The sequence below is a fragment of the Candidatus Accumulibacter vicinus genome (assembly GCF_000584955.1).
In the GTDB taxonomy this organism is placed as follows: domain Bacteria; phylum Pseudomonadota; class Gammaproteobacteria; order Burkholderiales; family Rhodocyclaceae; genus Accumulibacter; species Accumulibacter vicinus.
The window spans coordinates 126,351-137,865 of sequence record NZ_JDSS02000020.1 but is presented as its reverse complement, the minus strand read 5'-3'; the positions used below and the strand labels follow the sequence as shown (position 1 = coordinate 137,865).

The following is an 11,515-nucleotide window of genomic DNA, read 5'->3' as shown; positions in this document are numbered from 1 at the left end:
CCTGCGGCGCTGGCTGGGTTTGCCGCGAGTGCGCGCCGAGTGGCGGAACCTGCAGGCTTTCCGGGACTGGGGAATTCCGACGGCGACGCTGGTTGCCTACGGCCTCGAGCGTCGCTTTGGCGGTTTCACGCGAGGTGCCGTGGTGACCGACGAGATCCCTGCCACCTGCGATCTGGCGCAACTGGCCCGCGCCAACGATTCGCGCCTGCACGATCGTCGCTGGGTTGCCCATGTCGCGCGGCAGATCGCCGACATGGCGCGCACCCTGCACGACCACGGCTTCGCGCACAACGATCTGAAGTGGCGCAACCTGCTGATCGATGGCGGACCCTTGCCAACGGCGTATCTGATCGATTGCCCCAGTGGCGCCTTCTACCGTGGCGCAGTTCTTCAGTACCGCATCGCCAAGGACCTCGCGTGCCTCGACAAGCCTGCCCGGCGTCTGTTGTCGCGCACGCAGCGACTGCGCTTCTATCTTGACTATGCAGGGCACGCGCGGGTGACCGACGACGACCGCAAGCGGATCAGCAAGATCGTCAGCTTCTTTGATCGGTGAGCGTAAGCGAGCACATCGGCTGCCCCAAGCGTTGCACGTCGACCGGGCCTTGGCGCGGCGCACGTCAAATAGGGGTTAAGGTGGGCTTCAGGCTAAGATGGTAAGATTTGATTCTGCCAGTCGCCGTCGCTCAGCGAAGTGTTCAGGCGTCGCGAGCGCATCATCATCCCGTTAAATTGGTGACGAATATGAACGATACTCCCTTTGCGACGTACCGCGCCAAGACCAATTACACCGAGGACAAGGCTCGCGGCTATGCCAACCGCGACGCACGGCGCAACGTGCCGGAATTGAAGCTGGTCGAGCGCGCCTTCCAGCTCATTCCCAGGCCGGCCTCCGTCCTCGACGTTCCCTGTGGCGGCGGCCGGGTGACCGTGCTGCTGAGCCAGCTCGGGTACGAGATGAGCGCGGCCGACTACTCGGAGCCGATGCGCCAAATCACCCGCGAGACCACCGCTGCGAAAGGACTGAACGTTCCGGTGTTCGAGGAGGACATCGAGAAGCTTTCGCAGGCCGACGCGAGTTTTGATGCGATCGTCTGTTTCCGTTTCTTTCACCATCTGCCTAACGAGGAATTGCGCCGCAAGGTCGTGGGCGAGCTCTGCCGGGTCGCGCGCAAGCATGTGGTGATGTCCTACTTCAACCCGAAAACGCTGCGTGCGCTGGAACAGAAGCTGCGCCGTTGGCGGGGCAAGAAGCTGTCCGTCTTCAACACGCCGCTGGCTGAGGTCATGGACTACTTCAAGGCCAATGGTTTCAGGCTGGTGAAAAACTTTCCGCTCGATTTGACCAATAACCTTCACCTGGCGGTGTTTGAACGCGTATCGGCTTGAGTCGCCGCCACCCCAGGGGCAGCGTGCTCCGCAGCCAATACCTCCATTTTGCGCCGGGCTGGGAAGCCCGGTTGCGCGCCGCCAGCCTGGAGACGTTTGAACCGGCGTTCCTGTGCGAGCAGGGAACGGTCGTGCGCCGCAGCGGCAGCAGCGAGGTGCGGCGCGTGGAGATTGAGGTTGCGGGTGCGCGCCAGGTGTTGTTCCTGAAGAAATCCTGGGTGACGCGCTGGGCGCAACTGCGTAGCCGGGTGTTTCGCGGGATGTTCTTCGGTGCTTCGCAGGTGCGGCGGGAGTTTGCCAATCTGGAGCGGCTGCACACGTGGCAGCTTACCGAGGCGACGCCCGTGGCCTTCGGCGAGGAGCGACGGGTCGGCTGGTTGTGGCGATCGTTCCTGATCACCACGGGCATCCCCGAGCCAATGTCCGTGGACGCGTTCATCCGGGACGTGCTGCCACGCCTGCCTGGTGCCGCAGGGCGATCAGGTCGTCGCGAGTTGCTGCGCCAGGTGGCCCGGCTCACGCGCGTGCTGCATGCGCGACAGTTCACGCATGGCGACCTGTACTGGCGAAACCTGGTGATCGCGGACAACGATCCGGCGCAGCTCTCGCTGATCGACATGCCGCGCGGACGACAGCATCTGCGGGAACTGCGCGTCGCGGCGCGGGCGGCAGACCTCGCGGCGCTGGATGCGCCGGCACCGTGGTTCTTCCGGCGCACCGAGCGGTTGCGCTTCCTGCTGGACTACCGGCAGACCCGGCGGCTCGATGCCGACGGCAAGGAGCTGATCCGGCAGGTGCTCAAGTTGGCCGAACCGATGCGCCGCAAACAGCTCGCGCATGTGCAGGCCGATGCCCCGCGACACGCGGAAGCGTGAACGCTGCTGTCGGCAGCCGGTAATGCTCGAGGAAGCTGCCGCGATAGCCCGCTTCGCCCGGCTGGCTGTCGCCAGTGATTTTTCCGCGGCGTCCGCGGACAGTCGTTGCCGGTCAACTCGACCAGGGTTCCCCAGCAGACGGCCGGGAGGTGCGCCAGCGCAGTACCGGCAAGCCTCCGAAAAGGACCAGGACAAGGGCGTCTGCCAGGAATCGATCGCTCATGCGGCATTCTCGTTGAAGCCCCTGATCTGCCGCCGCGCCTTCTTGGTCGGCCGACCACGCAGCTCGCTGCCGGGAACCGGCGCCAGTTGCCGGGCTTCCCGGGCCGCCGCGCGCCGCGCGCTGCTCTCGGCGCTTTCCTCGTAGAGTTGCTGCGCTTCGCTTGCCGGGCGGCGCTGGGTGTTGAGGCCAGACACGACGATGTGCCAGACGACGTTGCCGATGGCGATTTCGAGGCGGTCGGTACAGCGCAGCTCGCGCGCCGCCTTGACGGTGTGACCGTCCATCTTGACATGGCCGGCGGCGATCGCCTGCGCTGCCAGCGAGCGCGTCTTGTAGAAGCGTGCCGCCCACAACCATTTGTCGATGCGCATGCGCTCCAGTACAGCTTGCGTAGGTTCGGTCAAGGCGATTCCTCCAATTCATGATCGGGGGTGCCTGGAAAAGTCACGACCGTTAGCCAAGAGGCGCCCGCGCCGATTATAGTGCACCACTTGGCAGTCTGGCGGGCGCGGCCGTTGGTGGCACTCGGCTGCCGGACAGGAGGATGCAATGCGTGCTGGCAGATGGCTGGTGGTTTCATTATCGATCAGTTGCACGGTCTGGGCCGAGGTCTCGCCGCCGCTGCCGCAAACGCTCGAAGAGGCTGGTGCACAGCGGCAGAAAGCCGCGTCGATGCGCGCCGAGGCAGAACGTCGCCACGAGGCCGAGCAAAAGAATTGCTATACCAGGTTTCTGGTCAACGATTGTCTCGCGGCTGCCAAGAAGCGTTATACGGCAACGATCATCGAGGCTCGCCAGCTCGATCAACCGGCTCGTGACTTCGAGCGCGCGGCGAAGAGGCAGGAAGTCGAGGCCAAGGAAGCACAGCGGCTCGCCGATCAGCCTCGCCGCGAAGCCGGGCAGCAGGAGAGCGCCGAGCGCTTTCGTGCCGAGGAGGCGGCGCAGACCGCTGCACGCGAGCAGAAGCTGGCCGCCAAGGCGGCCAAGGCCGAAGAAGGGCGCCGCAAAGAGGCGGCCCGGCAGGCCAAGAGACAGGCCAAACTCGAGAAGCGGGCGCAGCAGGAGACCGAGCGCGAGGCCAGGCAGGCCGCCAGGGAGGCGGGCAAGCCAGCCGGCGGGACCGGCGGGGCCGCCGCCGACTGAGACGAGGTGGCGCGACCGATCCTTGCATCTTGGCCTGCTCGCGACGATTTCTTCACCATCTCTCAGGCGATGCCCTGGCTGGCCAGATACTCTTCGTAGTTGCCGAGGTAGTTGATCACCTTGCCGTCGATACGTACTTCGAGGATGCGGGTGGCGAGCGATGACACGAACTCGCGGTCATGCGAGACGAAGATCAATGTTCCCTTGAACTTCTCGAGCGCACTGTTGAGCGACTCGATCGATTCCATGTCGAGGTGGTTGGTGGGTTCATCGAGGACCAGCACGTTCGGTCGCATGAGCATCAATTTGCCGAAGATCATCCGTCCCTGCTCTCCGCCCGAGATCACCTTGACCGCTTTCTGCACTTCGTTGCCCGAAAACAGCAAGCGTCCGAGCGTGCCGCGAACCAGCGTCGACAGGTCATCGCCGTCGCCGGCGCTGCTGCGTGCATAGCCGGTGATCCAGGCGGTCAGGCTGAGGTCGCTGTTGAATTCGTTGGCGTGATCCTGCGCATAGTAGCCGGGGCGAGCTTTCTCCGCCCATTTGATGCTGCCGCGCTGGGGTGGCAACTCGCCCATCAGCAACTTCAGCAGGGTGGTTTTGCCGACGCCGTTTTCGCCGATGATGGCCAGACGGTCGCCGCCGTTGAGTGTCAGGTCGAGCTTGTTGAAGATCTTTCGCTCGCTGTCGTGATAGCCGAAGCTCAGGTTCTGGATTTCGACGGCCTGCCGGTGCAGCTTCTCTTTCTCGTCAAACTCGAAGCGGATCCACGGATACTGGCGCGATGAAGGTTTGACGTCTTCCGGTTTGAGCTTGTCGATCAGCTTCAGGCGGGAAGTCGCCTGTTTGGCCTTGGAAGCGTTGGCCGAGAAGCGGCGAACGAAATTCTGCAGTTCGGCGATGCGCTCCTTGGCCTTGGCGTTGGCGCTCTGCTGGCGCTCGCGGGCCTGTGTCGAGGCTTCCATGAAGTCGTCGTAGTTGCCCGGATAGACGGAGATCTTGCCGTAATCCAGGTCGGCCATATGTGTACAGACCTGGTTGAGGAAGTGCCGATCATGGGAAATGATGACCATCGTGCTGTTGCGCTCGTTGATCGCGTTTTCCAGCCAGCGGATGGTGGCAATGTCGAGGTTGTTGGTCGGTTCGTCGAGCAACAGGATGTCCGGGTCGGCAAACAGCGCCTGGATCAACAGGACGCGCAGCTTCCAGCCGGGAGCAACATCGCTCATCGGGCCAAAGTGCTGTTCGGCCGGGATGCCGACGCCCAGCAGCAGTTCGCCGGCGCGCGCTTCGGCCGTGTAGCCGCCGTACTCGGCGAATCTGGCCTCGAGGTCGGCGGCGTGCATATAGTCTTCCTCGCTCGCTTCCGGGTTGGCGTAGATGGCATCCTTTTCGAGCATGCAGGCCCACATCTGCTCGTGACCCATCATCACCACGTCGATCACGCGCTGCGTTTCAAAGGCGAACTGGTCCTGGCGCAGATAGGCCATGCGTTCGTGCAGATCCTTGGAGACGTTGCCGGCAGTCGGTTCGAGTTCGCCGGCCAGGATTTTCATGAAGGTCGACTTGCCGGCGCCATTGGCGCCGATCAGCCCGTAGCGATAGCCCTCGCCGAACTTGATCGAGACGTTTTCAAAAAGGGGTTTGGCCCCGAACTGCATGGTAATGTTGTTGGCGACGAGCACGAATAAACCTCGGTAAAATCATCAGGTTGCAAAAGGGCAATATTGTACCTCAGCGGCTGCCGAGGCGCCGCTGCTTCTGGCTTGGGGGTGCGGTGCAGTCTGTTTTTCAGCGATTGTCGAGCGTCAGCTTGACGCCGAAACCGAGCAGTGCGGTGCCTGCCAGGCGGGTTGCCAGCTTGCGTACCAGGGGCAGCGACCGCAGTCTGCGCGCGACCGCGTTGGCAACCAGTACCAGGCCGGTCTGGTGGAGAATCTGGATTTCAAACACGGGTCGATTGCTTTGGGGGGATGAGAGATGAAACCTCCAGCAAAGCGTCGAGTTCCGCCCACAGGGGATCACAGAGGCCGTCACGGAAAGCGGCTCGCCGGAAATCTGGGTGCTCTTTACGGTAGACCTCCCACAGACGGTGCCGCTGATCGGCGATGCAGCTTCTGACGTTGGCCAGTCGGTCGGCAGTCTTGACCACCAGTGCCAGTTCGGTGGCGCCGCTGACCGTTGCCAGTCTGGCGTAGGTGCTGGCCTTGCGCTCGGCACGGTTGGCACCGGGAGCATCGGTCAGCAGGCTGACGCAGTCGGCAATCAGGGACCCGAAGCGCTCGCGTATATCGCTTTCGCTGATCTTGGTATCCTCGACAACATCGTGGAGATAGCCGACGATCTGGGCTTCGGCACCGTAGGGCGACAACAGACCGACAACGGCTTCGAGATGGAAGGCGTATGGCCGGTCGCCGTACATCTGGTTAGCGTGCGCAGTCAGCGCAAAAGAGCGGGCTTCATCGAGCATGAGCGGGTTTCATCATTCGCGTTGGCGTTCTTTGCCATGACCGTTGGCCGGGAAGAACGAGACCGCGAGGGCGCACAATCCTTCCCACTGCTGTCGCCAGAAGCCGCTCTGCGCGGCCGATTCCGGCAGCGGCCCTGGCCTGAGGCCACAGGGTGGCATCGTCTGGCCGCGATACTGGGTGCCGAAGAGCTGATCCCAGATGGGCAGGAGGATTGCGAAATTGCAGCCAAAGCGGTATTGCCGGCCGGCCGGCAGGTCGATGGCATGATGCCAGCGATGATAGCGCGGGCTGACCAGCAGGAGTTCGCCAAAGCGTCCGAACGACAGCCGGGCATTGACATGCGACAGGTTTTCGATGGTCTTGACGACGATCAGCAGGCCAACGAAGTGGCCCGGGGGGACGCCGACCAGCAATGCCACGATGGCGAACCAGGCACCGCCCACCAGGTCGTCGAGGAGATGGTTGCGGCTGTCCGTCCACAGCGTCATCTGGCGCTGGCTGTGGTGGATGGCGTGCAGTGCCCACCACCAGCGGAAGGTGTGCGAAAGGCGATGGCGCCAGTACTCGGTAAAGTCCAGGATGCACAGATAGACCAGGAAACTGAGCAATGGCCGGGCTTCCAGGGCGGGGAACAGATCCTCGAGTTGCGGCGGGATGATGTCGTTGAAGCGCAGCCAGCTTTCGAGGCTGCCGAACAGCGGGGCCAGCAGGGCGAAAACAAGCAGCGGAACGATTCCCAGGCGGTCCAGAAAGGAATACAGCACGTCCACCCGCACCGCCTTGCGGTCCGGCCAGACCTCGATCGGTCGCAGCGCCTCCAGGGGGCGCAGCAGCAGGAAAGCGGCGGTGATCTGCAATACCCCGCAGAGGAAGAACTCGATGCCGTCGAAAGCCATTTCCAGATAGCTGCCCATGCCCGTGGCCAGCAGCACGGGTTGCAGCAGATGCGCCAGCAGCCAGCCCTGCAGCTCGACAAACGCTTCGATGCAGGCGTTGATCATGATGCCCGCCGCGTGGCAAAACAGAAGCCCTTGTTCTTGAGGCCGGAGATCAGGGGGTCCAGCATCGGTGCAAAGGGATCCTTGCGTGACCAGATGCCGAGGTGGGCCATGACGATGTCGCCATCCTTGAGACGGTCGAGGGCGCGCTGCAGCAATACCGGGTTGGGGTAGGTGTCGGAGGGCAGCTCGTCGCCGAGAAAGCCCGCCGGCGCCCAGCCGACATGCTGGTAGCCACAGGCTCGTGCGGCGGACAGCGTGTTCGGTGTGGTGCGGCCTCCCGGAGCACGCCAGAGGGGGTCGAGTCGACGACCGGTGAGTTCCTGGAAGCGCTGATCGGGACCTTGCAATTCCTTGCAGATGGCGCGCGCGTCGAGGTTCTCGGTGAGGCCATCCGGCAGCCGGTAGCGCACCTGCTCGCCGCTGTCGCCACGAAAACTTCCGTGTCGCCAGGTGTGGCTGCCGAAGGCGTGGCCTTCTGCGACGCGTGCCTGCCAGTAGGGAGCCCAACTGGCATCGAGGGCGTGATCGCCTCGGCTGGTGGCTTCCTGAGCCAGAAAGAAGGTCGCCTTGACCCCGTGTCTGGCCAGGGTCTCGGCGATCAATTCGGCGTGGCGCATATTGCCGGTGTCAAAGGTCAGGTAGAGCGTCCCCTTGCAGGCGTCAGCGGCGTGCGCGGCGGGAACGGTCAGCGCCGGCAGGATTGTCAGCAGGACCGGAAGCAGGCGGTGAAGGTCGGGTTTCATCTCAGGCCGGCGTGGTTGGTAAAGAAAACGCCGTGCGGCGAACTGCCGACTGTGATCGACTGTTTGATTTTCTTGGTGACCAGGTCGAGAACCTGCACTTTGCGGGCAAAGCGTGCGGTTGCCCAGAGTTCCTTGCCGTCGGCGCGCACGATCATGTCGTCCGGTCCACCAGGGACCTCGTATTTTTCCACCACCGTCATCGTCTGCGTATCGAGCAGCGAAATGCTGCCATCGATCGTACGGTTGGAAACATAGTAATGGCGTCCGTCGCCTTTGGGCTGCAGATTGTGGGCCGCAGTACCGGTGGCGATCTTCATCACGCTCTTGCGAGTGCGCCATTCGATGACCTCGACGACGCCTGCGCCCATGCAGGCCACCAGGAGATGGCGGTTGTCGGGGGCCATCACGATCCCGGCCGGCGTCGCGGCGACCGGGATGACCCAGGCGATGGTCTGCGTGCCGAGACTGATGGCCATGATTTCGTTGGAGTCCTGGAGGGTCACGAAGACAAACTGGCTGTCGTTGTCAAAAGCCATGTGTGACGGTGTCTTCGGCGCGGGCAGGCGGGCGACCAGTCGGAAGTCGACGGGGTCGTAGAGGTCGACGCGGTCAAGGCGCAAGGAAGTGGCGACGAACCATTTGCGGTTCGGCGAAAAGCCCAGTTGATAGGGGTCCGAAATGTTGCGGATGCGTTTCTGCTCCTGACCGGTGTTCGGATCGAAGAAGACCAGTTGGTTGGAAGCGGCGCAGGCCACAATCAGCGACTTGTCGTCGGGCGTCGGCATCAGGTGGTGCGGCTCCTTGCAGACGGCCACCTTGCCGGTGACCTGATAGGTTTCGGTATCGATCAGGCTGATCGTGCCGTCTGCCGAATTGAGGGCGATCGCCAGCCCGGCATGCGCGGCGATGGCCGGGCACAGCAGTGGAACGATCAATAGCCATCCGGCAAGACGGCGGAGGGAGTGGACCAGGCAGGCGATCATCGCGAGTACAAGGAGAGCAAAAGATTCCACCAAGTATAAGGCCCTTCGCCTTCGTTCGGAGCATGTGCGAGAGGCCATCCATCAGCACTCAGTCGCTGCCGCCGGCGCGCACGTCGAACTCGACTTTCCAGTGTTGCGGACCGTCGTGCGGCAGGGCTTCGAGTTCGAGCGTGCCGGCTTCGGTGATGCGCGCATGCAGCCTGACGCGCACCACTTCGCCAGCGGCACGGCCTTCGCTCGGCAGCGTGGTCTGGATTTCGTCGAGTTCCTGAAGTTCTTCGGGTTCCCAATCGTCGAGCAGGGTGCCCACCTGGTCCTGGCGGCGGACCGAAGAGCCAAAGAAGCGAAAGCGCACCTGTTCGCCGACGACCAGGCCGAATTCCTGCTCCGACAAGGCGGCCTCGCTGCCTTCCTCCATGCCGAATGGCGCCAGGCACAGCGCCTGCACCGGCGGCTGCAGGCCGGGTACCGCGGGCATCACCGATTCGACCGCGACGTAGTACGCCTGCGCCGTGCCGCCACGGATGCGCACGCCCTGGCCGCGCCGGACATAGCCGTAATAGGCGGCCCCGCGCGCAACGGCGAGGTCAAGGTCGGCGCCTTCGAGCAGGCGAGCCGTCGGGGCAGCCTCGGCGCTGAGCCAGGAATTGACCGTCGCCAGGGTACGCCCGGCGAGCAGTTCGGACTTGAAGACCCCGCCGTTGAAGAGCACGGCGGTCGGATGCAGAAAGGTCGCGTCTTCAGGCAACGTGCCGGTAAAACCCTCGAGATCGGCGGTCGCAGCGACCTGGCGGGCGAGAAAAGCGGCCAGGTGACGGGTGACGGCGGCGTCCTGTGCATAGGGCAGGCCGAGCTGCGTCAGACCGCCGCGTCCACGGCCCTGTGGGCGATCGGCGATGGCCGCGGGCGGAAAGAAACCTTCGAGCAGCGTCGCGCTGAGTTCTGCACGCGTCAGTTCGCTGCGGATCGATCCGCCGATCAGCTTGGCGCCGCGACTGGCGATCACCAGCGGCACGGCAGCCAGATCGGGATCGTTGAGCAGCGATTCCTTGGCACCCCGGCAGGCGTGCGTCAGCGCCCGCAGTTGCCAGGCGTCGAGCTTGCTGCCCTGTGCGGACAGCTTGCCGGCGACGGCATAGGCCAGCGCCAGGTCCATGTTGTCTCCGCCGAGCAGGATGTGCTCGCCGACGGCGACGCGATGCAGTTCGAGGTTGCCTTCGCGTTCGAGCACGGCGATCAGCGAAAAGTCGCTGGTGCCGCCGCCGACATCGACGACCAGGATGATGTCGCCGGGCCGTACCTGTTTGCGCCAGCCGCCGGCGCTCTGCTGAATCCAGCTGTAGAGCGCTGCTTGCGGTTCTTCGAGCAGGGTCATGCGCTCGCAGCCGGCGGCACGCGCCGCTTCGGCGGTCAGTTCGCGGGCCGCCGGGTCGAAGGAGGCAGGAATCGTGACGACGATCTCCTGTTCGACGAAAGGGGCGTCCGGCTGCGCCTGATCCCAGGCGGCGCGCAGGTGGCCGAGATAGCGCAGCGAGGCTTCGAGCGGCGACAGGCGCGTCACTTCCGGCGGCGCGTCGTTGGGCAGGATCGCTGCACGCCGATCGACGCCAGCGTGGCAGAGCCAGCTCTTGGCGCTCGACACCAGGCGAATCGGCGTTGCGGCACCGCGGCTGCGCGCCATTTCACCGACGGCATGGTCCTGTTCATTGGTCCACGGAAGGTCCAGATCGCCGGCAGCGAACTCGCTCGGGTGCGGCAGGTAGATGAACGACGGCAGCAGGCCGAGCGCTTCGACCGAGCCGGGTGCGGTCAACTGTGGTACCCGCAGCACCTCCTGCACGACCTGTTCGCCGTCGCAGGCGCCGATATCGACGTAGGAAAGGGCGCAGTGCGTGGTGCCCAGATCGATGCCGATCGAAAATTTTGGCTCGCTCATAGTTCCACCTCCGCGGGGGCAACGATGTTCAGTTGATGACTGCCGCTCAGCCTGGGCAGGCGGGTTTCGACCACCCGCCAGCCGCGGTGAGTGATGCTGCCGTGGAAGGGCGGCTGGCCGACGACGTTGCCGGTGACGCGAATCGCTGCTGCGTCGAAGCCTGCCGGCAGCGTGATCCGGCTGCCTTCGGCTTCATCGCGGACCGGGCTGATCGTGAAGTTGTCGTGCAGCACCTTGCGACAGCCTTCATGCACGACGCGCACTGCAGCGCCGATGTCGGCGTCGGCATAGGCGGCGACATCCTCCTGAATGAAGTCGATGAAGCGTGCCTCTCGCTGCAGCAGGCCAAGGAGTTGCAGTGCGCCGTCGGGAGCGGCTTCCCGGAACGGCACGACGACCGGTTTGGGGGCCGGCGCCGGTGCCGAAGGTTCGGCGCGCTGTTCTCCGGAGCGCAGCGCCTGAACGCGCGCGGCAAACTGGCCATCGGAAAGGATCGAGAAGAAGGTGCCAAAGGCGAGGGAGATCCTGCTCAGCAGGGAAGGATGGGCTGGTTTCATAAGCGAGTGGCGAGAGGAGATGTGGGATAAAGGCGGGATGCCGAGTCAGTGCTGGCCCTGCCGGTGCGTCTGTTGCGGTGCAATATATACGATTTTTCAGTTTCCGGGTAGCACCGGGCCGGATCTGATCGGTCGGGGCACGCCCCGCGGGCTGATCCGCCCGATCAGGCCAGCGTGGGCCGGTGCTGGACAAA

The 11,515-nt window shown here is 64.1% G+C and carries 13 protein-coding genes; 4 read left to right on the top strand and 9 right to left on the bottom strand.

Going from position 1 to position 11,515, the window contains the following annotated elements:
* The 3 genes from CAPSK01_RS08730 to CAPSK01_RS08720 all read left to right on the top strand — a co-directional run.
* Nucleotides 1-556 (top strand): lipopolysaccharide kinase InaA family protein (locus CAPSK01_RS08730; protein WP_034925314.1); only part of this gene is annotated, 556 nt, incomplete at its 5' end.
* A gap of 188 nt (nucleotides 557-744) precedes the next feature.
* Entirely contained in the window at nucleotides 745-1,389 is a 645-nt protein-coding gene (locus tag CAPSK01_RS08725) for a class I SAM-dependent methyltransferase (RefSeq protein WP_034925312.1), read from the top strand.
* 71 nt (nucleotides 1,390-1,460) lie between these two features.
* Nucleotides 1,461-2,264 (top strand): lipopolysaccharide kinase InaA family protein, encoded by an 804-nt coding sequence (locus tag CAPSK01_RS08720; RefSeq protein ID WP_273703368.1) that lies wholly within the window; start codon nucleotides 1,461-1,463, stop codon nucleotides 2,262-2,264.
* 219 nt (nucleotides 2,265-2,483) lie between these two features.
* Here the strand turns inward: CAPSK01_RS08720 and CAPSK01_RS08715 are convergent, their stop codons facing one another.
* Nucleotides 2,484-2,858 carry an RNA-binding S4 domain-containing protein gene (locus tag CAPSK01_RS08715; RefSeq protein WP_273703379.1) on the bottom strand — a complete coding sequence of 125 codons (375 nt, stop codon included), beginning with the start codon at nucleotides 2,856-2,858 and terminating at the stop codon, nucleotides 2,484-2,486.
* Between the two features lie 178 nt (nucleotides 2,859-3,036).
* On the opposite strand from CAPSK01_RS08715, the gene CAPSK01_RS08710 reads away from it, so the two are divergent.
* Nucleotides 3,037-3,630 (top strand): hypothetical protein, encoded by a 594-nt coding sequence (locus tag CAPSK01_RS08710; protein ID WP_034925307.1) that lies wholly within the window; start codon nucleotides 3,037-3,039, stop codon nucleotides 3,628-3,630.
* A 62-nt stretch (nucleotides 3,631-3,692) separates the two neighbouring features.
* On the opposite strand, the gene CAPSK01_RS08705 is transcribed toward CAPSK01_RS08710, so the two are convergent.
* The 8 genes from CAPSK01_RS08705 to CAPSK01_RS08675 form a co-directional block, all read right to left on the bottom strand.
* The gene (locus CAPSK01_RS08705; protein WP_034925305.1) at nucleotides 3,693-5,315 is read right to left on the bottom strand and encodes an ABC-F family ATPase; all 1,623 of its coding nucleotides are present in this window, start codon (nucleotides 5,313-5,315) and stop codon (nucleotides 3,693-3,695) included.
* A 106-nt stretch (nucleotides 5,316-5,421) separates the two neighbouring features.
* Nucleotides 5,422-5,583 carry a hypothetical protein gene (locus tag CAPSK01_RS22400; protein WP_273703367.1) on the bottom strand — a complete coding sequence of 54 codons (162 nt, stop codon included), beginning with the start codon at nucleotides 5,581-5,583 and terminating at the stop codon, nucleotides 5,422-5,424.
* Nucleotides 5,576-6,100 carry an HD domain-containing protein gene (locus CAPSK01_RS08700; RefSeq protein WP_034925302.1) on the bottom strand — a complete coding sequence of 175 codons (525 nt, stop codon included), beginning with the start codon at nucleotides 6,098-6,100 and terminating at the stop codon, nucleotides 5,576-5,578. The genes CAPSK01_RS22400 and CAPSK01_RS08700 overlap by 8 nt, the downstream gene beginning before the upstream one ends.
* Before the next feature lie 12 nt (nucleotides 6,101-6,112).
* Nucleotides 6,113-7,102: a sterol desaturase family protein gene (locus tag CAPSK01_RS08695; protein WP_273703366.1), complete on the bottom strand. Its 990-nt coding sequence runs from the start codon at nucleotides 7,100-7,102 to the stop codon at nucleotides 6,113-6,115.
* Nucleotides 7,099-7,845, bottom strand: coding sequence for a polysaccharide deacetylase family protein (locus CAPSK01_RS08690; protein WP_034925300.1), 747 nt, complete (start codon nucleotides 7,843-7,845; stop codon nucleotides 7,099-7,101). Before CAPSK01_RS08690 ends, CAPSK01_RS08695 begins: the two co-directional genes overlap by 4 nt.
* The gene (locus CAPSK01_RS08685) at nucleotides 7,842-8,780 is read right to left on the bottom strand and encodes a beta-propeller fold lactonase family protein (protein WP_273703365.1); all 939 of its coding nucleotides are present in this window, start codon (nucleotides 8,778-8,780) and stop codon (nucleotides 7,842-7,844) included. Before CAPSK01_RS08685 ends, CAPSK01_RS08690 begins: the two co-directional genes overlap by 4 nt.
* A gap of 136 nt (nucleotides 8,781-8,916) precedes the next feature.
* Complete coding sequence (locus tag CAPSK01_RS08680) at nucleotides 8,917-10,764, bottom strand: Hsp70 family protein (RefSeq protein ID WP_034925294.1); 1,848 nt, start codon at nucleotides 10,762-10,764, stop codon at nucleotides 8,917-8,919.
* A complete protein-coding gene (locus CAPSK01_RS08675; RefSeq protein WP_034925291.1) occupies nucleotides 10,761-11,321 on the bottom strand; it encodes a DUF2760 domain-containing protein in 561 nt (186 codons plus the stop codon). Before CAPSK01_RS08675 ends, CAPSK01_RS08680 begins: the two co-directional genes overlap by 4 nt.
* Nucleotides 11,322-11,515 lie beyond the last annotated feature (194 nt).